The sequence below is a fragment of the Nocardioides sp. TRM66260-LWL genome (genome assembly GCF_020075545.1).
In the GTDB taxonomy this organism is placed as follows: Bacteria; Actinomycetota; Actinomycetes; order Propionibacteriales; family Nocardioidaceae; genus Nocardioides.
Genome location: NZ_JAIQZK010000001.1, coordinates 433,733 through 459,914, shown reverse-complemented (window position 1 = coordinate 459,914; position 26,182 = coordinate 433,733). Strand labels below are relative to the sequence as shown.

Sequence of the window (26,182 nt, the reverse complement as noted above, 5' to 3'; positions counted from 1 at the left end):
TCACTCGCTCTCGTTGCCGAGGTCGCCGCGGAACCAGGCGGCGGCGTGCCGCGCCCGCTCCAGGCAGTCCTCGAGGTCGTCGCCGTAGGCGTTGACGTGGCCCACCTTGCGGCCCGGACGCAGCTCCTTGCCGTACAGGTGCACGCGCAGCCGCGGATCGCGGGCCATGGCGTGCGGGTAGCCGTCGAAGAGGCGTCCGACCTGCTCGTGCGGCCCGCCCAGGATGTTCACCATGACGGTCCACGGCTCCCGCGGCGCCGGCGAGCCCAGCGGCAGGTCGAGCACCGCGCGCAGGTGGTTCTCGAACTGCGAGGTGACGGCGCCGTCCTGGGTCCAGTGGCCGGTGTTGTGCGGGCGCATCGCGAGCTCGTTGACCAGCAGCCGGCCATCGCGGGTCTCGAACATCTCGACCGCGAGCACCCCGGTGACGCCGAGCTCGCCGGCGATCTGCAGGGCGATGCGCTGCGCCTCGGTGGCCAGCTCGGGGTCGAGGTCGGGCGCCGGGGCGATCACCTCGTGGCAGATGCCGTCGCGCTGCTCGGTGGCCACGACCGGGTAGGCGGCGGCCTGACCGCTGGGCGAGCGGGCGACCAGCGCGGAGAGCTCGCGGCGGAAGTCGACGAGCTCCTCGGCCAGCAGCGCGACCCCCGACGCCGCGGCCGCGGCGAGGGGCTCCTCGAGGTCGGCCGTCGAGCGCACGAACCACACGCCCTTGCCGTCGTAGCCACCGCGGGTGGTCTTGAGCACGCACGGCAGCCCGAAGGCGACGACGTCGTGGGGCGTCGCGACGACCGCGTGGCGGGGGCACGGGACGCCGAGCGCGGTGAGCCGCTCGCGCATCAGGGCCTTGTCCTGGGCATGGACCAGCGCGTCCGGGCCGGGCCGGACAGCGACGCCGTCGGACTCCAGCGTCCGCAGGTGCTCGGTGGGCACGTGCTCGTGGTCGAAGGTGACGACGGCGGCGCCGGCGGTGATCGCGCGCAGGTCGGCGAGGTCGCGATGGTCGCCGACGCGCTGGTCGACGATCACCTGCGCGGCGCTGACGCCGGGCGCCTCGGCGAGCAGCCGCAGCGGGACGCCGAGGGCCGCGGCCGGCTCGGCGAGCATGCGGGCCAGCTGGCCGCCGCCGATGATCGCGACGAGAGGTGCGGGCTCAGACACGCGCACACCCTAGTGGCCGGCGCGAGGCCCTCCCGACCGGCGGGACGGACGTGGGCGGCGCGGCTCAGCCGGCGACCGCGGCGTCGAGGTGCTCGCGCGCCTGCGCCGGGTGCTCGAGCTCGAAGCGCAGGCCCCGACCCCGCAGGGTGGTGATCAGGTGCGGACGGCGCGGGTCGTCGCCGAGCTTGCGGCGCACCCAGCCGAGGTGGACGTCGATGGTCTTCGAGGACGTCCAGAAGCTGGTGTGCCAGACCTCGCGCATGAGCTCCTCGCGGGTCACGACCGTGCCGGCCCGGCTGATCAGCAGGTGCAGCAGGTCGAACTCCTTGCGGGAGAGCGTGAGCTGCTCGTCCCCCTGCCAGACCCGGCGGGTGGCGGGGTCGACGCGAATGCCCTGGACCTCGATCACGCAGCCGACCTTACGGAATCGGCGCCCGTCGCACCGGGAAATGAAAGAAGGTGTCACTGACATCTTCCTGCCAGCCTCGCGAGCCGGCTCGTCACTCCCCCGGCGGAGAGGGCGGCGGGGCTCAGCGACGTCGGACGGCGACCGGCTCGACCAGCCCGAACCCCCGCACCGGACGCGCCGGCAGACGGCGGGTCTCGAACTCGTCGGAGGGCAGCAGCTCGGCCGTGCCAGCGTCGATGATGATGCGGTTGCGACGCGCGACGTTGGTGAGCCGCGACGCCAGGTTGACCGGCGGGCCGAAGACGTCGCCCAGTCGCTGGACGACGGCGCCGCTGGCCAGGCCGACGCGCACGTCGGGCATGCGCGGGTCGCGACCGACCACGGTGATGATGCCCTCGGCGGTGTCGTAGGCCTGCACGGGATCGTCGTTCACGAAGAGCACGGAGTCGCCGATGCTCTTGATGATCCGGCCCCGCTGGGTGGCCACGACGTCGGCGCAGCGCATCTCGAAGAGCTCGACCAGGTCGCCGATGCGCTCCTGGGTGAGGGTGTTCGACAGCGCGGTGAACCCCACGATGTCGGCGAACCCGACGGTGACCTCGGCGGTGTGGAGGTCCTCCTCGCTGGCGCGCAGCGCCTCCATCCGCGCCGCGGCGGCGGCCAGGTGGCGTCGCCAGGCGTAGACCAGGAGGCCCTCGAAGGGCTTGTTCAGCTCGCGCACCACCGAGATGGCGGTGTCGATGCGGTCCTCGACCGCGGAGTCGGGCGCGCTGAGCTCCTCGACCTGCTGGAGCAGGGCGGTGACCTCCCAGTCGGCCAGCCGCGCCATCGTCTGCCCGACGGCCCGCGTCAGGTTCACCGCGACGTCGAAGTCGATGAGGCCGCTGTCGGTGACCCCGAGCAGCAGGCGCGCGGCGTCGGCGTCGGCGCCGGTGAAGCCCGACTCCCCCGGCGGGAACTCCGGGAAGCCCAGCGAGCGCCAGACCCGGCGGAACTGCTCCGGGGCCAGGCCGGCGATCTCGGCGACCTCCTCGGAGGTGAGCACGGCCTCGGCGCCGAGGATCGCCCGTTCGAGGTCGCCCGGCCCGGGCACGTGGGCTTCGCCGTCGGAGGCCACCGCTCAGGCGCCCTCGTCGCGTCCGGCGTGAGCCGGCCCGCCGCCGTGCACCGTGTGGAGCAGGTCGTTGAGCCGGCGCTGGACGTCCTCGACGTGCGGGACGTCGGGCAGCGTCGGCGGGGCCGACTCGCTGGCGTCGCTGATGATCAGGGTGCCGCAGCCGAGCATGCGGTCGAGCAGCTGCTGCTCGATCTGCACGTCGCTGATCCGCGAGAGCGGGATGTCGTGGCCGCGGCGGGTCAGGACGCCGGTGCGGGTGATCACGCGTCGGTCGGTGAAGGCGTACACGGCGCTGAACCACACCAGCCACGGCCGCAGCACGTACCAGAGCGCCGCCACGGCGAGCAGGATCCAGACCGCGAGCGGCACGTACCGCACGTCGACGTAGACCTGCACGGCCGCGCCGATCGCGAGCAGCACCACGAGGGTGATCAGCGGGAGGATGAGCGCCTTGCTGTGCGTGCGCGTGCGCACGACGATCGTCTCGCCCTGGGCGAGGTGCTTCTCGATGGCCACGGCCGGATCATCCCACCCCGGGCCGCTGCGCCGCAGGCGAGCCGGCATCGTCGGCCGCACGCACGTGGACGACGTCGCCGGCCCCGACGGGGTGCCGGGTCAGGCCGTCGTCGAGCACGAGGCGCCCGTCGGCGTCGACGTCGACCGCCGTGCCCTGCAGCGTCCGGTCGCCGGGCATCTCGACCCGCACGGGGCGGCCGAGCGTCGCGCAGGCCTCGCGGTACTCCTGCCGCAGCGCGTCGGCCGCGGCGCCTCCGACCCGCCACGACGCGTGCCGGGTGCGCAGCCGGGCGACCAGCGCCAGCAGCAGGGCCTCGCGGTCGGGCGCGGGCTCCCCGGGCCGCGCCAGCGCCAGCGAGGTCGCGGTCGGGACGGGCAGCTCGTCGGCGGTGAGGGAGACGTTGAGGCCGATGCCGACGACGGCGGTCGGGCCGCCGGGCGTCTCGACCCGCTCGACGAGCAGCCCGGCGACCTTGCGCTCCTCGGCGCCCAGCAGCACGTCGTTGGGCCACTTCAGCCGGGCGGCGAAGCCGTGCTCGGCGAGCGTCTCGACCACCGCGACGCCCGCCAGCAGGGGCAGCCAGGGCCAGCGGGCGGGCGGGACGTCGGGCCGCAGGACGACCGAGAGGGTCAGCGCCGCGCCGGCCGGTGCCTCCCAGCGTCGGTCGAGCCGACCGCGGCCGGCGGTCTGGTGCTCGGCCACGACGACGGCGCCGTCCGGGGCCCCCTCGCGGGCCCGCTCGGCGGCCAGGGCGTTGGTCGAGCCGGTCTCGGCGACCACCTCGATGCGGTGGGCGGCGAGCCGCGGGACGTCGAGGAATGGGCGCTGGGCCGCGTCGTCGGTCACGGGCACTACATTGACGCACGTCCGAGGCCCGGCGACACACCGTGCGGGCCGCGGCCCGTCACTTCCGTCCACACCGCGAGGAGAGCACACGGTGAGCGCACTGCCCGGCGAAGGCACCGACGTCCCGGCCGACATCGACGTCCACACCACGGCCGGCAAGCTCGCCGACCTGGTGCGGCGCACCGACGAGGCCGTCCACGCCCCGGCGGCGAAGGCGCAGGAGAAGCAGCACGCGAAGGGCCGCAAGACCGCCCGCGAGCGCATCGAGCTGCTCTTCGACGAGGGCTCCTTCGTCGAGCTCGACGAGTTCGCGCGCCACCGCTCCACCGCGTTCGGCCTCGAGCGCACCCGCCCCTACGGCGACGGCGTGATCACCGGCTACGGCACGATCGACGGCCGCCAGGTCTGCGTGTTCTCCCAGGACTTCACCGTCTTCGGCGGCTCGCTGGGCGAGGTCTACGGCGAGAAGATCGTCAAGGTCATGGATCTCGCGATCAAGACCGGCTGCCCGATCATCGGCATCAACGAGGGCGCCGGCGCCCGCATCCAGGAGGGCGTCGTCTCGCTGGGCCTCTACGGCGAGATCTTCACCCGCAACGTGCACGCCTCCGGCGTGATCCCGCAGATCAGCCTGATCATGGGCAACTGCGCCGGCGGCCACGTGTACTCCCCCGCGGTCACCGACTTCACGATCATGGTCGACCAGACCTCCGCGATGTTCATCACCGGCCCCGACGTCATCAAGACGGTCACCGGCGAGGACGTCTCGATGGAGGAGCTCGGCGGCGCGCGCACCCACAACACCAAGTCGGGCAACGCGCACTACATGGCCACCGACGAGGACGACGCGCTGGAGTACGTCAAGGCGCTGCTCTCGTTCCTGCCGCAGAACAACCTCGACGACGCGCCTGTGTACGACGAGCCGGCCGACCTGACGGTCACCGACGCCGACCTCGCGCTGGACACGCTGATCCCCGACAGCCCCAACCAGCCCTACGACATGCACGACGTGATCACCTCGATCCTCGACGACGGCGACTTCCTCGAGGTCCAGGCGCTGTTCGCGCCGAACCTGATCGTCGGCTACGGCCGGGTCGAGGGCCGGCCGGTCGGCGTGGTCGCCAACCAGCCGATGCAGTTCGCCGGCACGCTCGACATCGACGCCTCCGAGAAGGCGGCCCGGTTCGTCCGGTTCTGCGACGCCTTCAACATCCCGGTGCTCACCTTCGTCGACGTCCCGGGCTTCCTCCCCGGCGTCGACCAGGAGCACACCGGCATCATCCGCCGCGGCGCCAAGCTGATCTACGCCTACGCAGAGGCCACCGTCCCGCTGGTCACCGTGATCACCCGCAAGGCCTACGGCGGCGCGTACGACGTCATGGGCTCCAAGCACCTCGGCGCCGACATCAACCTGGCCTGGCCGACCGCGCAGATCGCCGTGATGGGCGCCCAGGGCGCGGCCAACATCGTCCACCGCCGCACGCTGGCGCAGGTCGAGGCCGACGGCGGCGACGTCGAGGCCAAGCGGGCCGAGCTGATCGACGAGTACGAGACCACGCTGGCCAACCCGTACGTGGCGGCCGAGCGCGGCTACGTCGACGGCGTGATCATGCCCTCGCAGACCCGCGCCGAGGTGGTCAAGGCCCTGCGGCTGCTGCGCACCAAGCGCGAGACCCTGCCGCCGAAGAAGCACGGGAACATCCCGCTGTGAGCGGCGAGGAGCAGGCACCCGCCGAGGCCGCCGAGGCTGCAGCGCCGGCGGCGCCGCTGCTGCGGGTCGTCAACCCCGACGCGACGCCGGAGGAGATCGCCGCCATCGTCGCGGTGCTCTCCGCGCTCGGCTCCGGCGCCGCCCCGGCGCCCGCGCCCCGCTCGCAGTGGGCCGCCCCGGCCCGACGCCTGCGCGGCGCCCACGGCTCGGGTCCGGGCGCGTGGCGCGCCTCGGGCCTGCCCCGCTGAGCCGAGCCCGACCGACACCGCGCGGCGCGGATCCCCCGACCCACCCGGGCCGGCGGGGTCCGCGCCGCGGTCGCGCGTAGGGTCGGGCGGCATGACGCGACTCGTGGACGCCCGCACCGACCGCTATGTCGAGGAGCTCGCCGCCCTCGACCCGCTGACCGCCACCCAGATCGGGGTCCCGGGCCACGAGCACGCCCTGCCCGACCTCTCCCCCGACGGCTTCGACGCCCGGGACGAGCTGCACCGACGCGCGCTGGCCGACGTCCGCGCCCTGACCCCCGCCGACGAGCGCGAGGCCGTCGCCCGGGAGGCGTTCCTGGAGCGGGTCGGCCTGGTCGTCGAGCGCACCGACGCCGGCGTCGATCGCAGCGAGATGTCGGTCATCAGCAGCCACGCCCACGCGGTGCGGGAGGTCTTCGACGTCATGCCGACCGGCACGGCCGAGGACTGGGAGGCGATCGGCGCCCGTCTGGCGGCCGTCCCGGACGCGCTCGCGGGGCTCGAGCGCACCCTGCGCGAGGAGGCGGCCGCCGGACGCGTGTCCGCCCGCCGGCAGTACGTCGAGGTCGCCCGCCAGCTGCGCGGCTGGACCGGCCAGGAGGGGCGGGCCGGCGACTACTTCGCCACGCTGGTCGCCGACGGCCCCGACGCGCAGCGTCCGGCGCTCGAGCGCGCCGCGGCGCGCGCGTCCGAGGCCTTCGCGGCGCTGGGCCGGACGATCGAGACCGAGCTCGTGCCGCGCGGCCGCGAGGTCGACGGCGTGGGCCGCGACGCCTATGCGCTGGCCTCCCGCTACTTCCTCGGCGCGACCGTCGACCTCGAGGAGGCCTACGCGTGGGGCTGGGAGGAGCTCGCCCGGATCGACGCCGACCAGCGCGCGACCGCGCGTCGGATCGTGCCCGGCGGCAGCCTCGAGGACGCCGTCGCGGCTCTCGACGCCGACCCCGCCCGCGACTGCGGCAGCCGGGAGGCGTTCCAGGACTGGATGCAGCAGCGCTCCGACGAGATCCTCGCCTCCTTCGACGGCGTGCACTTCGACATCGCCGAGCCCCTGCGCACGCTGCGCTGCCGGGTCGCGCCGACGCACGACGGCGGCGCCTGGTACGTGCCGCCGTCCGACGACTTCTCGCGTCCGGGCACCATGTGGTTCTCCTTCACCGACGACCACGAGCGCTACTCCACGTGGCGCGAGACGACGACCGTCTTCCACGAGGGCGTGCCCGGGCACCACCTGCAGTGCGCACAGGCCGTGCACCGCGCCGACCTGCTCAACCGCTGGCAGCGGCTGTTGTGCTGGGTCAGCGGCCACGGCGAGGGCTGGGCGCTCTACGCCGAGCGGCTGATGGACGACCTCGGCTACTTCGAGGACGCCGGCGACCGCCTCGGCTTCCTCGACATGCAGGGCTTCCGGGCCGCCCGGGTGATCGTCGACATCGGCGTGCACCTGGGCCTGGAGGTGCCGCGCGACAACCCGTTCGGCTGGCGGCCCGGCGAGCGGTGGGACGCCGACCTCGCGCTGGAGTTCATGCGCGCGCACTCGCGCATGGACGACGGCTCGCTGCGCTTCGAGGTCAACCGCTACCTCGGCTGGCCCGGCCAGGCGCCGTCCTACAAGCTCGGCGAGCGGATCTGGCTCGGGGCCCGCGACGCCGCCCGCGCCCGCCACGGCGCGGCATTCGACCTCAAGGCCTTCCACACCGCCGCGCTCGACCTCGGGGCGCTCGGCCTCGACCCGCTCACCGACGCGCTCGCCCGGCTCTGAGCCGCGGGCGCGGCCGTAGGGTGGCGCGCGTGACGTTCGTGCTGGCCTCCGCCTCCCCCGCCCGCCTCGCCACCCTCCGGGCCGCGGGTCTCGACCCCGAGGTGATCGTCTCGGGGGTCGACGAGTCGCAGGTCGTCGGGCTGCCCCCGGCCGAGCTCGCGCTGCGGCTGGCCGGGCTGAAGTGCGCCGCGGTCCACCCGCAGGTCGCCGACGGGACGCTCGTCCTCGGCTGCGACTCCGTGCTCGAGCTCGACGGCGAGGCCCTCGGCAAGCCCGCCGACGCCGACGACGCCGTCGCGCGGTGGCGCCGGATGCGCGGACGCAGCGGCGTGCTGCACACCGGGCACTGCCTGCGCGTGGGCGGCGACGCCGACGCGGTCGCCGCCGTCACGGCCTCGACCACCGTGCACTTCGCCGAGATCGACGACGCCGAGATCGAGGCCTACGTCGCCACCGGCGAGCCGCTGCACGTGGCGGGGGCGTTCACCGTCGACGGCCTCGGCGGCGGGTTCGTCACCCGCATCGAGGGCGACCACCACAACGTCGTGGGCGTCAGCCTCCCGGTGCTGCGCGACCTGGTGCGTCGCCTGGGCCGCTCGTGGCCCGACCTGTGGGCCCGCTGACCGGCTCCTCGTCCGGGCCGTCGGGCTCGTCGGAGAGCCCCACGAGCTCCTCGGCGTAGAGGTCGTCGAGGTGGATCGGGCGGCGGAAGACGAACGTCCGGAAGATCCAGAACCGCGCGCTGACGCCCAGCGCGAGACCGACGCCGTTGGCCGCGACGTTGTCGGAGAGCGGGTCGTCGAGGCCCAGCACGTCGCGGCTGATCACCAGGCAGACGATCGGCAGCGTCATCGTGACGACGTTGACCACGACGAAGGCGGTGCGTCCGCCGTCGGGGTGGCTGGTCGGACGCTCGCGGAACGCCCAGTACCGGGCGCCGTGGTAGCTGACGACCATGCCGATCGTGTTCGCGCCGATGAAGGCCAGCACCGGCCGCTCCAGCAGCGGGCCGCCGTCGCCGAGGCCGTGCACGCTGAGGTTGAACAGGACGAACGAGACCGCCGTGGCGACGCCGCCGACCGCCAGGAACCGCCCCGCCTCGCGGACGACCCGCCGGGTGGCCTCGCTGACGTTCACGCGGTGGCGGCCGGCTCGGCCGTGCGCGGCCGACGGCTCAGCGCGCGGCCGCGCTCGATCAGCGGCTGCTCGAGGTGACGGTGGAGCAGGTGCGCCACCAGCGGCATCAGGGCGAAGCACGCCACGGTGACCACCGGCGCCGGCAGACTGGTGTGGGTGAGCGGGTAGAGCACGAGCCCGTGGGAGAGGTACAGGGCGTAGCTGATGCCGCCGAACCACTCGAGGGTCGCCGACGACCACCGCTCGCGCACCAGCCAGAAGGCCGCGAAGAAGGCCAGACCCGCCCAGGTCGAGATCGTGTAGCGGTCGGCGGGCCAGTCTGCGTCGATGCCGATCACCGAGCCGACCGGCACCGCGACGATCAGCGCGGCGGCCAGCGTCCAGACCGCACGGGCCGACATGCGTCCGGCGTCGTAGCGGGCCCAGGCGTGGCCCAGGCAGGAGACGCCGAGCAGCAGCGGGAAGGTGGCCGGGAGGTCGACGTCCAGGATCCGCTCCACCGCGGAGGCCGCCACGAAGCCGAGGATCCACAGGTAGCCGAGCACCCAGGCGCGGTCGAGCGCGCCGCGCATCTTGAAGCCGATCTGCTGGAAGTAGAAGACCCACTCGATCGTGAGCGTCCAGGCCGGCTCGAGCAGGCTCGGCAGCAGCACCAGCCCCTGGAGCATGGTGAGGTTGGCCACGATGGCGAACGCCACGAGCAGCGGGCTGTGGTCGCCGAGCTCGCCGGTGGCCGCCAGCACGACGATCGCGATGCCCAGGCACAGCCAGTAGGTCGGGAAGAGCCGGAAGGTGCGCCGGATGAGGAACGTGCGGACGTCCTGGTGCTCGAAGCTGAGCGGGATGACGTAGCCGCTGACCAGGAAGAACGCGACGACGCCGACGCGGCCGAGGTTGAGCTCTCCGTCGAGGTGGCCGAACGCGCCCGGCGCGGTCTTCTCCAGCACGTGCTGCACCGCGACGAGCACGGCGGCCGCGCCCCGGATCCACTCGAGGAACGCGATGCGACGCATGGTCTGTGCCATAGCCCGTACCTTAGGCCCCGGTGCCTGCGCCGATCCGCCGATCCCGTCGGGCCGGGGCGTGGCCCACCTCTCCCTCCCCGCATCCGCATCCGAGCCCGCACCGCCCCGCGCTGCCCGTCCGAGGAGGCCTCATGCCCCGCCCGCCCGCGTCGTCCCGTCCCGCCGGCCCCGGCGACGTCCTCGGCTCCGGACGCGTCCCGGCGGTCGCGATCAACGGCGGCTTCCGCGGACAGCGGGTCACCGGCCAGCAGCGCTACGCCACCGAGGTGGCCGACCGGCTGCTGCGGCACGAGGGCGTCGTCGAGCTCGCGCCGCAGGGCGACGGCGGACGGCTCGGCGCCTGGGCGTGGACCCAGACCCGCCTGCCGCTGCTGGCCCGGCACGCCGACGTCCTGCTCTCCCTGACCTCCCGTGCGCCCGCGCGCGGCCGCGGCCAGGTGATCACCGTGCACGACCTGTTCGTCCTCACCCACCCCGAGTGGTACTCGCGTCGCTACCTCGCGGTGCACCGGCCCCTGCTGCGCCACCTGCTGCGCACCTGTGCCGGCGTCGTGGCGGTCTCGGAGCCGGTCGGCGAGGAGGTGCGCGCCTCGGGCCTGCTGCCGGACGCCACGCCGCTGGTCGTCGCGCCCAACGCCGTCGACGCCGCGCTGGTCGCCGAGGACCCCGCGGCCGAGGCGCTGCCCGCCGGCCTGCCCGAGCGCTACCTGCTCACCGTCGGCAGCATCGACCCGCGCAAGAACCTCGAAACCCTGGTGCGCGCCTACGAGCGCTACCGGACGCTCGCGGGCGACGACGCCGCCGACCTGGTGATCGTGGGCGGCGGCTCCGACCTCTTCGGCGCCACCAGCCTGCCGGAGGTGCCGGGCGTGCACGTGCTCGGCTACGTGCCGGACGCCGCGCTCGCGGCGGTGTACCGGCGCGCCGTGTGCTTCGTCAGCCTCAGCCTGGCCGAGGGCTTCGGCATCCCGCTGATCGAGGCGCACCGGGCCGGCACCCGCGTGCTCGCCTCCGACATCCCGATCTACCGCTGGGTGATGGGCGAGGCGGCCCGGTTCGTCGACCCCACCTCCCTCGAGGCGGTCGCGGACGCGCTGCTGCAGGTCGAGCGCGACGACGCCCCCGTCCGGCCCCTGCCGCGCCCGTACGAGTGGGACGCCACGGCCGAGGCCGTGCGCGGGCTGCTGCACAGCCCGCAGGTGCTGGCTCAGGCCGGCGCGACGACCTGAGCCCGACGGCGTCCGCCCGGAGCCGCCGCGGCGCGCGCGGCGGCCTCCTCGCGACGACGCTCCCGGGCCTCGCGCACCAGGTGCGCGGCGAGGTTGGCGTTGCAGGCCAGGATCATCACGGTAAGCGGATCGAAGAGGTCCGAGCCGTTGAAGCTCTTGGTGACGAGGATCGCCACGAGCGCCCAGAACACCGCGAGGTGCGCACCGGTGGCCCGCCAGGTGAGCGAGGCCAGCCGGCCGCAGAAGATCGCGTACGCGATCGTCCCGACGAGCCCGACGCAGCTGAGCAGCGCGGGCCACATGCTCGAGGGCCTGCTGCTGCCCAGGCCGACGCCGAGCCCGTAGGAGTCGCTGAAGATCCGGAAGGAGATCAGGTCGGCGCTGCTGCGCGAGCGGTAGCTGCCGCTGCCGGTCTTCTTCGAGATGCCCTCGACGACGAAGTCGTAGACGGCGTGGAAGTTGGCGAGCACCGCGATGACGCCGACGATCGCGAGGATCACCAGCGGCAGCGGGCTGCGGCCCAGCACCGTGGTGCGGACGTAGAGGACGCCGAGCATCAGGGCGCCGACGGCGAGGCCGCCGATCAGGCCGGTGCCCGAGCGCGAGAGCGCGAAGTTCAGCGACGCCGAGGCGAACACGACGCAGTAGGCCAGCCGCGTGCGTCCACGGGTCTGGGCGATCATCACGGCGCAGAAGGCCATCGTCACGACGCTGTAGATGCCCAGGAACGACGGCTCGGGGAACACGCCGCGCAGGCGGTACTCCGAGGCGTTGCCGTTGTTGTAGACGGTCTCGGTGCTGTCGAACTGGGCGGCGGGGAACGGCACGCCGAACTGGTCGGAGGTCCAGCGCCAGGTGCTGGCGAAGGCGGCGATGGCCAGGCCGATCGAGAGCGTGTGCGCCGAGAGCAGCGGCGCACGGGCCGCCAGGCAGATGACCGCGAACGCGATGACCAGCAGCAGCACCTGGGAGATGTTCGAGGCGAAGTAGGTGAGCCGCGAGGGGTTCAGCACCTCGTAGTCGATGCCGCCTGCGGGCTTGAGCACCCGCATGCCGTCGAAGAGCGTCGGGCCGATGGCGGTGATCACCAGGCCGTAGCCGAAGAACACCGCGAGCGTGCGGGCGCCGGGCCAGCCGAGGAACGACAGCCGGCCGCGCAGCCAGGCCAGGATCGTGAAGGCCACCATCACCACGCCCACCACGAAGTAGGCCGACAGGCCCCCGACCGAGGGCAGGGCGGCGGTGGTCGGCAGCGCCGCCGCGGTCGCGAGCACCCAGATGATCCGCCGCGTGTGGTCACGGGGCAGCGCCCAGAGCAGGCCGAACACGACGATCGGCGCGGCGATCAGCACGGCGCTCCCCCTCGCGCGGCGCCCACCGGCGTCAGTCCTCCTGCCGGGCGGGGCGGTACTCGTAGCTGTAGTAGACGGCGCTGTTGACCGGCATCTGGTTCAGCACCACGCCCGCCACCCGCGCGTCGACGGCGGCCAGGCCGTCGAGGGCGCGGATGAGCTCCTGCCGCCGCGTGCTGTTGGCCTTGCAGACCAGCAGCACCGTGTCGGCGCAGGTGGACATGACCGCGGCGTCGGTGACGGCGAGCACCGGCGGGGAGTCGATGACGATCGCGTCGTAGGAGACCTTGAGCGTCTCGACCAGGCGGGCGAAGGCGTTGGAGCCGAGCAGCTCGCTCGGGTTCGGCGGGATCGGGCCGCTGGTGACGACGTCGAAGGAGTCGACCTGCTGGACGACCTCGGAGATCGTGGCCCGGCCGGCGATGACGTTGGTGAGGCCGACGTCGGGCACCAGGCCGAGCTGCTTGGCGATGCTCGGACGCCGCAGGTCGGCGTCGAGCAGGATCACGCGCCGACCGCTCTGGGCCAGGGTGGCGGCCAGGTTGGCGGCCGTCGTCGTCTTGCCCTCCTTGGGCTGCGAGCTGGTGACCAGCAGCGCCCGGGGCGGGTTGTCGGGGTCGAGGTAGCTGATGTTCGTGCGCAGCTTGCGGTAGGCCTCGCCCCAGCCGAAGCTCTTGGAGCGCTGCCCCTGGCCGATCATCGAGGCGCTGACGTCGTTGCTGACCGGCACGACGCCGATCGTCGGCAGGCCGGTGGACTGCTCCACCTCGGCCTCGGACTTCAGCGAGGTGTCGAGGACGTCGCGCAGCCCCGCGGCCGCGATGCCCAGGCCGAGCCCGCCGACCAGGCCGAGCGCGATGTTCAGGAACGGCTCGGGGGTGCGCGGGGACGTCGGGGTTGCGGCGGGCTTGACGATCGAGAGCTTGACCGGCGCGTCGGAGGAGCTGCCGGAGGCGTCGAGGTTCTCGATCACCGTGATCAGCTGCTTGCTGGCCTCGTTGGCGATCTCGGCGGCCAGCGTCGGCGAGTCGTCGTCGACCGTGACGTCCATCAGGTAGGTGCCGTCGCCGACCGAGGCCGAGATCTTGTCGGCGAGCGCCTCGGGCGTGGTCTGCAGGCCGAGCTTCTTGATCACCGGCTCGAGGACCAGCGGGCTGGAGATCAGGCCCGGGTACGACTTGATCCGGCTGTTGAGGTAGATCGTGAGCGCGGTGGTGCGGCTGCTGTTGTTCTGCGAGTTCCCGATCGCGACGAACAGCTGCGAGCTCGCGCGGTACGACGGCGTCATGAAGTAGGTGACGCCCGCGGCGACGCCCACGCCCAGCAGCACCGAGGCGACCAGCCAGGTCCAGCGGACCCGCAGGAGGCGGAGGAACTCGATCACCGATGAGCCTTTCGTCGAGGAGCTGCAGCGCGCGCCGCAGGGAGCAAACTACCCGCACCGCTGCCGGCCGAGGCGCGTCCCCCCGCAGTCACGGTGTGTTCAAGCCGACAGCCGCGGCCGGCGTGTCGGCGCGGCGTCCGCCGACGGCGAGCAGCAGGACGAGCAGGTAGGCCACGGTCGCGCTGACCATGCACAGCGCCACCTGGGCGGCGGTGTCGAAGGGGGCCAGCAGCATGAAGGCGGCCGCCACGATCGTGCCCAGGCCGCGGGCCCAGCCCATCAGGCCCGCCCGACCCTCCGCGCTGGCCACCGCGGTCGGCGCGAAGGCGAACCAGGTCAGCGCGTGGTTGAGCGCGAAGGCCGCGATCGCCGCCCACGCCAGACCGCCCAGGCCCGGCAGGACGAGGCCGTAGAGCGGCGTGTGGGTCAGGGCGAGCAGCCCGGCGCAGCCGACCAGCACCGCCAGGGTGCTGACCAGGATGACCAGCCGCATCTGCCCGGTGAACGGGCCGTCGCGCCGTGCGGAGAAGATCACGCGTCGACCGGCCAGGCCGAGCACGGTGACGGGGCCGAGGATCGTGAGCGCCAGCCGGGCGTCGGTGGCCTCGCCGACGACGCCGCGCGCCTGCACGACCGCCAGGCCCGCGACGAGCGGGAAGCCGGAGAGCAGCCCGTCGAGCAGGAGCGGCGCGGCCTGCGTGCGGTCGGCGAGCAGCGTGCGCAGGCCCAGACGCGGACGGAGCACGCCGGCCAGCCGGCGCAGCAGCAGTCCGGTGACGAGCACCGCGGCGACCCCCCAGAACACCAGCGGCAGCAGCACGCCGGGCACGCCGGCGAGGGCGGCCACGGTGACCAGGAGGAACTGCGACGCGGCCACGCACACGTCCCGCTTCAGGAACGGCAGCGGCTGCGGCAGCCCCTCGACGATGCGCAGGTAGTCCCACACCGCGACCGGCACGATCGCCAGCGACGCGAGCACCAAGGCGGGCTGTCCGAGGGCGATCGAGAGCACCCCCAGCACCGTGCCGGCCACGACGGCCAGGACGCCGGCGGAGGCCAGGCCCGCGGCCGGGTCGCGGCGTCCGACCAGCACGCGCTCGGCGCCGACCGCCTGCACCATGCCGAGCACGACGCCGTTGGCGGTGACCCACACCGAGAAGGGGTCGAAGTCGTCGGGCCGCATCAGACGCGCCATCACGACGATCTGGAGCAGCGAGACGATGGCGGTGAAGGCCTGCAGGGCGGTGGCGCCGGTGAGGAGGCGGACGATGCCGCGGGCAGGCGGAGCGGTCGCCTCCGTGCCCGCCGCGGCGGGCCCGGAGGCGACGAGGTCGTCGCTCACGAGGGACGAGGGTGGCTGGAGCGCATGGCGGGCGTGACGAGAGGTGCTCGTCAGCCGCCCAGCAGCGAGCCGACGAGGCCCGAGACCGGACCGCCGGGCGCCGTCGAGCCGGTGGCCGGACGCGACGGGCTGCTGCTCGGCGAGGGAGCGGTGGGCAGCGGGAGGTGGACGCCCACGCCGCCGACCGAGACGCCCACGCCGGAGCCGCCGACCTGCACGCCCACGGGCGCGCCGGGGACGTTCACGTCGACCTTGACGCCGCCGTCGGAGGAGCCGCCGACGCTGATCGGACCGACGTCCACCGAGCCCGAGCCGGAGCCCGTGCCGCCGCCGGAGCCACCGCCGGAGCCCGTGCCGCCGCCCGAGCCGGAGCCGCCGCCGGAGCCGGTGTCGCCACCGCCCGTGCCGCCGCCCGAGCCGGAGCCGCCGCCCGAGCCGGTGTCGCCACCGCCGGTGCCGCCGCCCGAGCCGGAGCCGCCGCCCGAGCCGGTGTCGCCACCCGAGCCGGTGTCGCCACCGCCGGTGCCGCCGCCCGAGCCGCCGGTGCCGGTGCCGTCACCGCCGCCGGTGGCCGGGGCGCCCGGGGTGGAGGGGCTGACGAGGACCGGGCCGTCGGCGGTGGCCGTCGGGTCGGCGGACGGGACGCCCGCGAAGCTGGGAGCCCCGGTGAGGGTCGGGGCGCTGGCCGCACCCGGCAGCGCGACCCGCGGGAACGACCCGGGGACCGCGGCCGCGGGAGCCAGGGTCAGCAGGCGCCCGGGCACCGACACGGGGCGGACGCCCTTCGGGCCGCTGGCCTCGACGCCGGGGATGCGCGGGGAGGTCGGGCCGTGGATGGTCAGCGCGCCGACCACGGCGCCGGCCGCGAGCACGGTCATGCCCGCGAAGGCGGTGGGCCGGCTCAGACGCGCGGCGGAGCCGACGAGCGGGTGGGCCAGCGAGAGCCGCTCGGCGCGGGCGACGGAGCGCTCGCGCAGGTAGTCGTCGGCCAGCTCGCCGAGCACGCGGGTGGCCAGCACCTCGCGCAGGGAGAGGTCGAGGGTGAACATCGCCCGGACGAGGCCGCGGCACTCGTCGCACTCCTGGCCGTGGGCGCGGAGGTCGCCGGCCACGTCGCGGCCGAGGGTGCCGGGGGCCTCCATGCGCAGGAAGCCGGCCAGCTCCAGGCACTCGGGACGCTCGCCGCTGGGCAGCGCCCGGGCGGTGAGCCGGCGGAGCAGGGCGCGGGCGGAGTGCAGCGCGCGACGGGTGTCGGACTCGGCGATGCCGAGGATCGGCGCGATCTGCGCGGACTGCTCGCCCTCGACGACCTGGTGCCACACGGCGGTCTGCCACGCCTCGGCCATCGAGCGGTAGGACGACCACACGGCGTCCCAGCCGTCGTCGCCGGTGCGGCGGCCGGCGGAGAGGTCCTCGCCGGAGATCGCGGCGAGCCAGAGCACACGGAACGGCGCGTCGAGCGGACGGTGGCCGGCGATGAAGGCCGACATCGCGTTCCACGACTCGTCGTAGGCGGCGGCGTCGACGGAGTCGGCGATCTGCTGCACCGCGGGGGCGTGCCGGCCGAGCAGGACGACCTCGGCCTCGGCGTCGCCGCCGCGGGCGGCCGCGAGCAGCGCCGCGTCGCTGGCGTGCTCCCAGCCCTCGTCGAGCAGGTCGGTGTGGCGCGAGTCGAAGAGTGTCACGGCCGGTTCCCTCCGCGTGATGTCTGTCGTTCGGTGGCGGCCGGGCACCGACCTCCACACGCTCAACGAGCGGCGGGGGCATCGGCTACTGCCCGGCGGGCAGCTGGGGTGGGATGGGGGTGGGTTGTCTGGAGCGGTGGAGCAGGTGCGGGGCGATCCCTCAGGTGGCCGGTCCGGCAGCCGATGGGGGCGTTCGGAGCCGCGCGCACGCGGGGACGGGGTCAGCATGCCAGACCGGGACCGCCGCGCGCTGCCCGACGACGGAACCCACCGGGGCATTCCCCCCGGAGCCGGTGCCGCGCAGGGCCGGCGGACCGGGCCGCGATCGCGCGCGGCGGCGCGCGATGAGACCGTGCACCGGACCCCGGACCCGGGGCGCTAGCCTGCGCAGCGGCGCGCCGAGGGCCCGCCGCGACCGCCGGTCGCCGCCCCCTCGCGACCACGCCGCCGCACCGCCACACCGTCATCAGACCGCCATCACACCGCCGTCCCCCACGGACCGACCAGGAGACACACGTGCCGGAGATCAAGCCCCTGCAGAAGGTCCTCGTCGCCAACCGCGGCGAGATCGCGGTCCGCGTCATCCGCGCGTGCAAGGACGCCGGCATCGGCAGCGTCGCCGTGTACGCCGAGCCCGACCGCGACGCGATCTTCGTGCGGATGGCCGACGAGGCCTACTCCCTGGGCGGCAGCACCCCGGCCGAGTCGTACCTCGACATCGCCAAGCTGATCGACGTCGCGCAGCGCTCGGGCGCCGACTCCGTGCACCCGGGCTACGGCTTCCTCGCCGAGAACGCCCAGTTCGCCCAGGCCGTGCTGGACGCCGGCCTGGTCTGGATCGGCCCCTCCCCCGCGGCCATCGACGCCCTCGGCGACAAGGCGAAGGCCAAGCAGATCGCCCTCGCGGCCGGCGCCCCGCTGGCCCCCGGCCTCAAGGACGCGGTGAAGGACGCCGACGAGATCGTCGCCTTCGCCGAGGCCAACGGCCTGCCGGTGGCGATCAAGGCGGTCTTCGGCGGCGGCGGCCGCGGCCTCAAGGTCGCGCGCACCCTCGAGGAGATCCCGGAGCTGTACGAGTCGGCGGTCCGCGAGGCCGTCACCGCCTTCGGCCGCGGCGAGTGCCTGGTCGAGAAGTTCCTCGACCGCCCGCGCCACGTCGAGACCCAGTGCCTGGCCGACCAGCACGGCAACGTCGTGGTGGTCTCGACCCGCGACTGCTCGCTGCAGCGCCGCCACCAGAAGCTGGTCGAGGAGGCCCCCGCGCCGTTCCTCACCGACGAGCAGGTCACCCGCCTGTACGAGTCGTCGAAGGCGATCCTCAAGGAGGCCGGCTACGTCGGCGCCGGCACCTGCGAGTTCCTCGTCGGCCGCGACGGCACCATCTCCTTCCTCGAGGTCAACACCCGCCTCCAGGTCGAGCACTGCGTCTCCGAGGAGGTCACCGGCATCGACCTCGTCCGCGAGATGTTCCGCATCGCCGCCGGCGAGGAGCTCGGCTACGGCGACCCGGAGGTCGTCGGCCACTCCATCGAGTACCGCATCAACGCCGAGGACGGCGGCCGCAACTTCATGCCCGCCCCCGGCACGCTCACCGAGTGGGCGCCGCCGCAGGGCCCGGGCGTCCGGGTCGACGGCGGCTACGAGAAGGGCCAGACCATCCCCGGCTCCTTCGACTCGCTCATCGCGAAGCTGATCGTCACCGGGCGCACCCGGCAGCAGGCGCTCGAGCGCTCGCGCCGCGCCCTCGCCGAGTTCGCGGTCGACGGCATGCCCACCGTCATCCCGTTCCACCGCGCGGTGATCGACGACCCCGCCTACGTCGGCGCCTCCAACCCGACCGGCGAGGGCTCCTTCGACGTCTACACGACCTGGATCGAGACCGACTTCGACAACCGGATCGAGCCCTACGGCGGCGAGGCCGGCGAGGCCGAGGACGCCGGCGAGCGGCAGACGGTCGTCGTCGAGGTCGGCGGCCGCCGGCTCGACGTCGTGCTGCCGGCCGGGCTCGCGGGCCTCGGCGGCGGTGCCGCCGCCGGCGCCAAGAAGCCCAAGCGCTCGGGCGGCCGCAAGGCCGGCGCCGCGGTCAGCGGCGACGCCGTGGCCAGCCCGATGCAGGGCACGATCGTCAAGATCGCCGTCGAGGAGGGCCAGGAGGTCGCCGAGGGCGACGTCATCGTCGTCCTCGAGGCGATGAAGATGGAGCAGCCGCTCAAGGCGCACAAGGCCGGCACCGTCACCGGCCTCGCGGCCGAGGTCGGCGCCACGGTCGGCAACGGCGCCGTCATCTGCGAGCTCAAGGACTGACGTCCGGCCCGGGCTCCGGCCCGGGCCCGAGCCCGGCCCTCCCCGCCCCCGTTCGCCACACGCCGTCGAGGAGCCAGACATGCCCGTCCCCGCCGACTGGACCGGGGAGGCGCCGAGCCGCGCCGCCCGCCTCCGTGCCGCCCTGCCCACCGCCACCATCCCGCTGACGGCCCGGGCGGGCGCCCGCGTGCTGCGTCGTGACCCGCAGCGGGTGGCGCAGGCCCGGCTGCAGATGGACGCGCTGGTCGGGGCGCGCCGCACCCCCGCCGAGCTCGACGGGCTGGCCCAGGCGTACCTGCGCTACTGGGCCTGGCGCTCGGAGTCGCGTCAGCACCCGGCCCACGAGACCACCCAGCCCGTGGAGGGCGCCGAGCACCTGGTCTCGCTGACCCGCGCCGGCCTGCCAGCGATCGTCTCGTTCATCCACCAGGGCGCCTGGGAGGGCGGTCTGGCGAGCGTGGTGCGCCAGGGCGCGGCGCTCGACGTGATCGTCGATGACGGCATGGTCGACCTGCAGGGTCCCAAGCACATGCACGACGTGCGTCGCAAGGGCACCTCGACGGGGCTGGAGATCTTCGGGGTGCGCGAGGGCGCGCGCGGCATCATCGCGCGGCTCAAGGCCGGCAAGCAGGTCGGCATCTCCCTCGACGTGCCGGGGCCGACGCCCACGACCTTCCTGGGCCGCGAGGTGCACCTGGCCACGAGCAACGTCGGCCTGGCCCGCAAGCTCGACGTGCCGATCGTCGCGATCAGCGTGCTGCGCACGACGCCGGACGTCGGCGGCACGCCCCGGGTCGTCGTCCACGAGCCGCTGCGACCGGCCGACTTCGACGACGAGATGGCCCTGCACGGGGCGCTCAAGGCGATCCACGAGGCGGCCGCCGAGGCGTGGCCCGAGTCGTACGAGCAGCCCACCGAGCGGATGCACTACCCCGGGTTCAGCACCCCCGCCTGAGCCCCCGCGGCGGGCCCGCGTCCGCAATCCGGCGCCCGGCGTCCTCGGCGGACGCGGGTCAAGACGGACGCTGCCCGTCGGCGATCGCCGTGAGTAGGGTCCCCGGCATGTTCTCCAAGGTGCTGGTGGCCAACCGCGGCGAGATCGCGGTCCGCGCGTTCCGGGCCGCGTACGAGCTGGGCGCGCGCACGGTCGCGGTCTTCCCGTACGAGGACCGCAACTCCGAGCACCGGCTCAAGGCCGACGAGGCCTACCTCATCGGCGAGCGCGGGCACCCCGTGCGGGCCTACCTCGACCCGCAGGCGATCGTCGCCACCGCCGTGCGCGCGGGCGCCGACGCGGTCTACCCCGGCTACGGGTTCCTCTCCGAGAACCCCGAGCTGGCCGAGGCCTGCGCGGCCGCGGGCATCGCGTTCGTCGGCCCGGACGCCTCGGTGCTCGAGCTCACCGGCAACAAGGCCCGCGCGATCGCCGCCGCCCAGGCCGCGGGCGTGCCGACGCTGCGCAGCGTCGCGCCGTCGACCGACGTCGACGCGCTGCTCTCCGCGGCGCGCGAGCTGCCGTTCCCGCTCTTCGTCAAGGCCGTCGCCGGCGGCGGCGGACGCGGCATGCGCCGCGTCGACGACCCCGCCGCGCTGCGCGCCGCGATCGAGACCTGCATGCGGGAGGCCGAGGGCGCCTTCGGCGACCCGACGGTCTTCATCGAGCAGGCCGTCGTCGACCCGCGCCACATCGAGGTGCAGGTCCTCGCCGACGGCACCGGCGGCCCCGACGGCGTGGTGCACCTCTTCGAGCGCGACTGCTCGGTGCAGCGGCGCCACCAGAAGGTCGTCGAGATCGCGCCCGCGCCGCACCTCGACCCCGCGCTGCGCGAGCGGATGTGCGCGGACGCCGTCCGCTTCGCCCGCGAGATCGGCTACCGCAACGCCGGCACCGTGGAGTTCCTGCTCTCCCCCTCGGGCGAGTACGTGTTCATCGAGATGAACCCGCGCATCCAGGTCGAGCACACCGTCACCGAGGAGGTCACCGACGTCGACCTCGTGCAGGCCCAGCTGCGGATCGCCGCGGGCGCCACCCTCGCCGACCTCGGCCTGAGCCAGGAGACCGTGCGCCTGCGCGGCGCGGCGCTCCAGTGCCGCATCACCACCGAGGACCCCGCGAACGACTTCCGGCCCGACACCGGCGTCATCACCACCTACCGCTCCCCCGGCGGCGGCGGCGTGCGCCTCGACGGCGGCACGACCTACACCGGCGCCGAGGTCTCCGCGCACTTCGACTCGATGCTGGCCAAGCTCACCTGCCGCGGGCGCACCTTCGACGACGCCGTCGCCAAGGCCCGCCGGGCGATCGCCGAATTCCGCATCCGCGGCGTCTCCACGAACATCGCCTTCCTCCAGGCCGTGCTCGCCGACCCCGACTTCGCCGCGGGGCGCGTCACGACCTCGTTCATCGAGACCCACCCGCACCTGCTCGAGGCACGCGGCTCGGGCGACCGCGGCACCAAGCTGCTCACCTACCTCGCCGATGTCACCGTCAACCAGCCGCACGGGCCCGCGCCCGTCACGGTCAGCGCGGCCACCAAGCTGCCGGCCACCGACCTCGACGCCCCGGCGCCCGCCGGGTCGCGGCAGCTGCTCCTCGAGCTCGGGCCGGACGAGTTCGCGCGGCGCCTGCGCGCGCAGACGCCGGTGGCGGTCACCGACACGACCTTCCGCGACGCCCACCAGTCGCTGCTGGCCACCCGCGTGCGCACCCGCGACCTGCTCGAGGTCGCCCCCCATGTGGCGCGTCGGACCCCGCAGCTGTGGTCGCTCGAGGCGTGGGGCGGGGCCACCTACGACGTGGCGCTGCGGTTCCTGGCCGAGGACCCCTGGGAGCGGCTCGCCGCGCTGCGCGAGGCCGTCCCGAACGTGTGCCTGCAGATGCTGCTGCGCGGCCGCAACACCGTCGGCTACACCCCGTACCCGACGCGGGTCGCCGAGGCGTTCGTCGCCGAGGCCGCGGCCACGGGGCTCGACGTCTTCCGCATCTTCGACGCGCTCAACGACGTCGAGCAGATGCGTCCGGCCATCGACGCCGTGCGCGCCACCGGGACGACGGTGGCCGAGGTCGCGCTGTGCTACACCGGCGACCTCTCCAGCCCCGGGGAGCGCATCTACACCCTCGACTACTACCTGCGGCTCGCCGAGCGGATCGTCGAGGCCGGCGCGCACGTGCTGTGCATCAAGGACATGGCCGGGCTGCTGCGGGCGCCGGCGGCGCGCACGCTCGTCACCGCGCTGCGCGAGCGCTTCGACACCCCGGTGCACCTGCACACCCACGACACCACCGGCGGCCAGCTGGCCACGCTGCTGGCGGCGATCGACGCGGGCGTCGACGCCGTCGACGCGGCCACCGCGGCGATGGCCGGCACCACGAGCCAGCCGTCGCTCTCGGCGCTGGTCGCGGCCACCGACCACTCCGAGCGCGAGACGGGCCTCGACCTGGCGGCCGTCAACGCGCTCGAGCCGTACTGGGAGGCCACCCGGCGGGTCTACGCGCCGTTCGAGTCCGGACTGCCCGCGCCGACCGGACGGGTCTACCGGCACGAGATCCCCGGCGGCCAGCTCTCCAACCTGCGCCAGCAGGCGATCGCGCTGGGCCTGGGCGAGAAGTTCGAGCAGATCGAGGACACCTACGCCGCCGCCAACGACCTCCTCGGCAACGTGGTGAAGGTGACGCCGTCGTCGAAGGTCGTCGGAGACCTCGCGCTCGCGCTGGTCGGCCAGGGCATCGACCCGGCCGACTTCGCCGAGCACCCCGAGCGTCACGACATCCCGGACTCGGTGATCGGCTTCCTCAACGGCGAGCTCGGCGACCCGCCCGGCGGCTGGCCCGAGCCGTTCCGCACCCGCGCGCTGGCCGGACGCACCTGGACCCCGCCCGAGGCCACGCTGGCGCCGGAGGCCGAGGCGGCGCTGGCCTCCGAGGACGCCGCCGTGCGCCGCCGCACCCTCAACGAGCTGCTGTTCCCCGGCCCGACGCGCTCCTACCTCGACGCCGTCGAGCAGTACGGCGACCTCTCGGTGCTGCCGACGATCGACTACCTCTACGGCCTGCGGCAGGGCGAGGAGCACCCCGTCCGGCTCGACGAGGGCAAGGTGCTGATCCTCGGCGTCCAGTCGGTCAGCCAGCCCGACGAGCGCGGCTACCGCACGGTGATGGGTCTGATCAACGGCCAGCTGCGGCCGATCACGGTCCGCGACCGCTCGGTCGCCAGCGAGGTCGTCGCGGCGGAGAAGGCCGACGCCGGCGACCCGCGGCAGGTGGCGGCGCCCTTCCAGGGCGTGGTGACCGTGACGGTCGCCGCCGGCGACGTCGTCGAGGCCGGGCAGACGGTCGCGACGATCGAGGCGATGAAGATGGAGGCCTCGATCACCGCGCCCGTGGCCGGCCGAGTCGTGAGGGTCGTGCTCGACCGGCCGCAGGCGGCCGAGGGCGGCGACCTCGTGCTCGTGCTGGAGTGAGCGCCCCGGGCTCGCCGGCGATCCCGGCCCCGGGGCCGTCGGCGGCCGCGGGGTCGCCGGTCGCCGCCGGCGTGGTCGCCGCGCTCGTCGGCTTCGCCAGCAGCTTCGTCGTCGTGCTCGCCGGGCTGCGCGCGGTGGGGGCCACGCCGTCCCAGGCCACCAGCGGGCTGACGCTGCTCTGCCTCGCCCAGGGCCTGGGCATGCTGTGGCTGACCCTGCGGCACCGCACGCCGCTCACCCTCGCGTGGTCGACGCCCGGCGCGGCCGTGCTGGCCGGCAGCGCGGGCGTCGCGGGCGGCTGGTCGGCCGCGGTCGCGGCGTTCGCGGCTACCGGCGTCCTGATCGTGCTGACCGGGCTGCTCCCCCGCCTCGGAGCCCTGGTCGCGAGCATCCCCGTGCCGCTGGCGCGCGCCATGCTGGCCGGCGTCCTGCTGCCGCTGTGCCTCGAGCCGGTGACCGCGCTCGTGGCCTCGCCGGCCGCCGTCGCGCCGGTGGTGAGCGTGTGGCTGGTGGGCCTGCGGGTGGCGCGACGCTGGGCGGTGCCCGCGGCGCTGGCGACGGCGCTGGTCGTCGTCGCGGTCACGGCCGGCGGCACGCTGGCGGCGTCCGACCTGGTGCCGCGGATCGAGGTCACCGCGCCGCACCCCACCCTCGGCGCGCTGATCGGCGTCACGCTGCCGCTGTACGTCGTCGCGATGGCCTCGCAGAACGTGCCGGGCGTGGCGATCATGGCGGCCTCCGGCTACAGGGTGCCGTGGCGGGAGACGATGGGCGTCACGGGGCTCGCGACCCTCGCCGCCGCGCCCTTCGGCGGGCACACGGTGAACCTCGCGGCGATCACCGCCGCGCTCTGCGCCGGCCCCGACGCCGGACCGGACCCGACGCGGCGCTGGCGCGCGGCGGCCACAGCGGCCGGCTGCTACCTGCTGCTCGCGGCCGGCTGCGGCGCCCTGGCCGCGCTGGTGACGGCGGCTCCGGCCGGCGTCGTCCAGGCGGCAGCGGGGCTCGCGCTCGTCGGCACGCTGGCCACCTCGCTCACCGAGGCGCTGGCCGACCCGGCCGAGCGCGAGGCGGCGGCGGTGACGCTGCTGGTCGCCGCCTCGGGCATCTCGGTCGCGGGCGTGGGCGCCGCGTTCTGGGCGCTGGCGGCCGGTCTCGCGGTGCGCGCGCTGCTGCGCTCGACGGGCGCGGGACGCCTCAGCGCGCGCGCACGCTGAAGGTGAGCCAGGTGGAGCGCAGGCCGAGGCGGCTGCGGAGCTCGTCGCCGCTGGTGCGGACGGTCGCGCGCGAGCCCTTCAGCGTCACCGCGGCGACCCGGCCGCCCCACTGGCCGTTGCCGTCGCGTCGGGTCACCGCGATCGAGCGCAGCGACCCCAGGGTCGGGTAGGCGCGCTCGAGGTCGCGATCGGTCAGGGTGCTGCGCCAGGAGTGCACCGGGTTGCCCGACCAGCCGTCGTAGGGGTCCTCCCGGGCCCGCAGGTAGGGCTGGGAGCCGGCGCTCGTCCAGCCGCCGCTGCTGGAGCCGAACTGGGTGAACGCGGGCTCGCCGTCGTGCAGCAGCACCTGGCCGGTGGTCGCGGCGACGGCCGCGTCGGAGGCCGGCAGCTCCGCGTCCGCGCCGCCGTAGACCTGGCAGGCGCCGGTGTCGCACAGGTCGGCCGGGCCGCGCGCGTCCCGGCTCTCGTGCAGCGCATAGGTGCGCGCCGCGACCGCCTGGGAGCGCACCGCGGCCGGGCGCCAGGACGCCGGGATCTCCAGCGGGACGACGCCGCGCAGGTAGGACTCCAGGCTCACCCGGTTGACCGTGACGAGGTCCGTCGAGCCCGCGGCCGCGGGCCGCAGCTGGAGTCGACCCCGGTAGGCGCGGGTGCCCGACGGCGTCACGAGGTCGACGGGGCGTCCCGACGCGCCGAACCCCGGCCCCGAGCGGCCGTCGAGCGTGGCGTACCAGCGCCAGCGCTCCGCGGACGGTCGTCGGTAGGACAGCACGAGCCGACCGGCGGACGGGGCCATCCTCCAGGCCTCGACCTGCTCGTCGGGCAGCGGGTAGCGGCTGCGCCGCGCGGCGGGGTCGACCGCCACCAGCCCGGGTCGGGCCCGGACGACGAGGTCGTCGCCGACGTCGGCGGTCAGCCGCACCGTGAGCAGCTCGTCGGCCCGCCCGACCTTCCCGAGCGTGGTGCCCGGGTAGTAGAAGCGCAGGATCGCCCGGTGGTCGAGCCCCTCGCGCGCCGCTCCCTCGGCGCCGTACTGCGACATGCCGTGCCCGTGGCCGAACCCGCGCCCCGAGATCGTGATGGTCGCCGACGACGGCACGCTCCACGAGTCCGCGGCCGTCGCCGGCGCCGCCCCGAGCGTGCCGGCGACGGCCGCCAGACCCGTGCTCAGCGCGAGCGCGCGGGCGCGTCGGCGGGACGGACGGGGGCGCGCGGAGGCGTCGTGAGGGAGCACGTCGTCCATCGCATCACGCGTCCCACACGCCTCGCCAGTCG

21 protein-coding genes are annotated in these 26,182 nt (G+C 74.7%); 9 read left to right on the top strand and 12 right to left on the bottom strand.

The genetic code is table 11. The features are described 5' to 3' along the window. From K8Z61_RS02210 to K8Z61_RS02190, 5 genes are all read right to left on the bottom strand, one after another. On the bottom strand, window positions 1–1,161 hold the full coding sequence (locus K8Z61_RS02210; protein WP_224126431.1) for a 5-(carboxyamino)imidazole ribonucleotide synthase: 1,161 nt from the start codon (window positions 1,159–1,161) through the stop codon (window positions 1–3). A gap of 64 nt (window positions 1,162–1,225) precedes the next feature. Next, complete coding sequence (locus K8Z61_RS02205) at window positions 1,226–1,570, bottom strand: winged helix-turn-helix domain-containing protein (protein ID WP_224126430.1); 345 nt, start codon at window positions 1,568–1,570, stop codon at window positions 1,226–1,228. A 121-nt stretch (window positions 1,571–1,691) separates the two neighbouring features. Further along, entirely contained in the window at window positions 1,692–2,687 is a 996-nt protein-coding gene (locus K8Z61_RS02200) for an adenylate/guanylate cyclase domain-containing protein (protein ID WP_224126429.1), read from the bottom strand. A gap of 3 nt (window positions 2,688–2,690) precedes the next feature. Then, entirely contained in the window at window positions 2,691–3,203 is a 513-nt protein-coding gene (locus tag K8Z61_RS02195; RefSeq protein ID WP_224126428.1) for a PH domain-containing protein, read from the bottom strand. 7 nt (window positions 3,204–3,210) lie between these two features. Next, complete coding sequence (locus K8Z61_RS02190; protein WP_224126427.1) at window positions 3,211–4,050, bottom strand: biotin--[acetyl-CoA-carboxylase] ligase; 840 nt, start codon at window positions 4,048–4,050, stop codon at window positions 3,211–3,213. A 100-nt stretch (window positions 4,051–4,150) separates the two neighbouring features. Here K8Z61_RS02190 and K8Z61_RS02185 point away from each other — a divergent pair, with 100 nt between their 5' ends. From K8Z61_RS02185 to K8Z61_RS02170, 4 genes are all read left to right on the top strand, one after another. Then, a complete protein-coding gene (locus K8Z61_RS02185) occupies window positions 4,151–5,761 on the top strand; it encodes an acyl-CoA carboxylase subunit beta (RefSeq protein ID WP_224127578.1) in 1,611 nt (536 codons plus the stop codon). Next, on the top strand, window positions 5,758–6,009 hold the full coding sequence (locus tag K8Z61_RS02180; RefSeq protein ID WP_224126426.1) for an acyl-CoA carboxylase subunit epsilon: 252 nt from the start codon (window positions 5,758–5,760) through the stop codon (window positions 6,007–6,009). Before K8Z61_RS02185 ends, K8Z61_RS02180 begins: the two co-directional genes overlap by 4 nt. 91 nt (window positions 6,010–6,100) lie before the next feature. Then, the gene (locus tag K8Z61_RS02175) at window positions 6,101–7,771 is read left to right on the top strand and encodes a DUF885 domain-containing protein (protein ID WP_224126425.1); all 1,671 of its coding nucleotides are present in this window, start codon (window positions 6,101–6,103) and stop codon (window positions 7,769–7,771) included. A gap of 29 nt (window positions 7,772–7,800) precedes the next feature. Then, complete coding sequence (locus K8Z61_RS02170; RefSeq protein WP_224126424.1) at window positions 7,801–8,394, top strand: nucleoside triphosphate pyrophosphatase; 594 nt, start codon at window positions 7,801–7,803, stop codon at window positions 8,392–8,394. Here the strand turns inward: K8Z61_RS02170 and K8Z61_RS02165 are convergent. Continuing rightward, complete coding sequence (locus tag K8Z61_RS02165; RefSeq protein ID WP_224126423.1) at window positions 8,324–8,908, bottom strand: GtrA family protein; 585 nt, start codon at window positions 8,906–8,908, stop codon at window positions 8,324–8,326. The two genes, K8Z61_RS02170 and K8Z61_RS02165, sit on opposite strands and share 71 nt — an antisense overlap. Next, on the bottom strand, window positions 8,905–9,933 hold the full coding sequence (locus K8Z61_RS02160; protein WP_224126422.1) for an acyltransferase: 1,029 nt from the start codon (window positions 9,931–9,933) through the stop codon (window positions 8,905–8,907). Before K8Z61_RS02160 ends, K8Z61_RS02165 begins: the two co-directional genes overlap by 4 nt. Before the next feature lie 131 nt (window positions 9,934–10,064). On the opposite strand from K8Z61_RS02160, the gene K8Z61_RS02155 reads away from it, so the two are divergent. Next, a complete protein-coding gene (locus tag K8Z61_RS02155; protein ID WP_224126421.1) occupies window positions 10,065–11,162 on the top strand; it encodes a glycosyltransferase family 1 protein in 1,098 nt (365 codons plus the stop codon). On the opposite strand, the gene K8Z61_RS02150 is transcribed toward K8Z61_RS02155, so the two are convergent. The 4 genes from K8Z61_RS02150 to K8Z61_RS02135 form a co-directional block, all read right to left on the bottom strand. Next, complete coding sequence (locus K8Z61_RS02150; protein WP_224126420.1) at window positions 11,141–12,514, bottom strand: hypothetical protein; 1,374 nt, start codon at window positions 12,512–12,514, stop codon at window positions 11,141–11,143. The genes K8Z61_RS02155 and K8Z61_RS02150 overlap by 22 nt on opposite strands. Window positions 12,515–12,545: 31 nt before the next feature. Then, window positions 12,546–13,898 (bottom strand): polysaccharide biosynthesis tyrosine autokinase, encoded by a 1,353-nt coding sequence (locus K8Z61_RS19185; protein ID WP_224126419.1) that lies wholly within the window; start codon window positions 13,896–13,898, stop codon window positions 12,546–12,548. A gap of 88 nt (window positions 13,899–13,986) precedes the next feature. After that, window positions 13,987–15,240 (bottom strand): hypothetical protein, encoded by a 1,254-nt coding sequence (locus tag K8Z61_RS02140; protein WP_224126418.1) that lies wholly within the window; start codon window positions 15,238–15,240, stop codon window positions 13,987–13,989. Between the two features lie 50 nt (window positions 15,241–15,290). Then, on the bottom strand, window positions 15,291–16,925 hold the full coding sequence (locus K8Z61_RS02135; protein WP_224126417.1) for a hypothetical protein: 1,635 nt from the start codon (window positions 16,923–16,925) through the stop codon (window positions 15,291–15,293). 534 nt (window positions 16,926–17,459) lie between these two features. On the opposite strand from K8Z61_RS02135, the gene K8Z61_RS02130 reads away from it, so the two are divergent. The 4 genes from K8Z61_RS02130 (at window position 17,460) to K8Z61_RS02115 (ending at window position 24,907) form a co-directional block, all read left to right on the top strand. After that, window positions 17,460–19,229, top strand: a complete 1,770-nt coding sequence (locus tag K8Z61_RS02130) for a biotin carboxylase N-terminal domain-containing protein (protein WP_263430518.1) — start codon at window positions 17,460–17,462, stop codon at window positions 19,227–19,229. Window positions 19,230–19,308: 79 nt separating this feature from the next. Further along, window positions 19,309–20,184, top strand: a complete 876-nt coding sequence (locus K8Z61_RS02125; RefSeq protein ID WP_263430392.1) for a hypothetical protein — start codon at window positions 19,309–19,311, stop codon at window positions 20,182–20,184. A 107-nt stretch (window positions 20,185–20,291) separates the two neighbouring features. Beyond that, entirely contained in the window at window positions 20,292–23,690 is a 3,399-nt protein-coding gene (locus K8Z61_RS02120) for a pyruvate carboxylase (protein WP_224126415.1), read from the top strand. Next, window positions 23,687–24,907 (top strand): benzoate/H(+) symporter BenE family transporter, encoded by a 1,221-nt coding sequence (locus tag K8Z61_RS02115; protein ID WP_224126414.1) that lies wholly within the window; start codon window positions 23,687–23,689, stop codon window positions 24,905–24,907. Before K8Z61_RS02120 ends, K8Z61_RS02115 begins: the two co-directional genes overlap by 4 nt. Here the strand turns inward: K8Z61_RS02115 and K8Z61_RS02110 are convergent. Further along, window positions 24,888–26,150, bottom strand: a complete 1,263-nt coding sequence (locus tag K8Z61_RS02110) for a SpoIID/LytB domain-containing protein (RefSeq protein WP_224126413.1) — start codon at window positions 26,148–26,150, stop codon at window positions 24,888–24,890. The two genes, K8Z61_RS02115 and K8Z61_RS02110, sit on opposite strands and share 20 nt — an antisense overlap. Between the last annotated feature and the right edge of the window lie 32 nt (window positions 26,151–26,182).

Bases quoted from the DNA above. Each gene is read 5' to 3' on its own strand.
- K8Z61_RS02175 (WP_224126425.1), top strand. From the start codon at position 6,101: ATGACGCGACTCGTGGACGCCCGCACCGACCGCTATGTCGAGGAGCTC.
- K8Z61_RS02160 (WP_224126422.1), bottom strand. From the start codon at position 9,933: ATGGCACAGACCATGCGTCGCATCGCGTTCCTCGAGTGGATCCGGGGC.
- K8Z61_RS02155 (WP_224126421.1), top strand. From the start codon at position 10,065: ATGCCCCGCCCGCCCGCGTCGTCCCGTCCCGCCGGCCCCGGCGACGTC.
- K8Z61_RS02125 (WP_263430392.1), top strand. From the start codon at position 19,309: ATGCCCGTCCCCGCCGACTGGACCGGGGAGGCGCCGAGCCGCGCCGCC.
- K8Z61_RS02120 (WP_224126415.1), top strand. From the start codon at position 20,292: ATGTTCTCCAAGGTGCTGGTGGCCAACCGCGGCGAGATCGCGGTCCGC.
- K8Z61_RS02110 (WP_224126413.1), bottom strand. From the start codon at position 26,150: ATGGACGACGTGCTCCCTCACGACGCCTCCGCGCGCCCCCGTCCGTCC.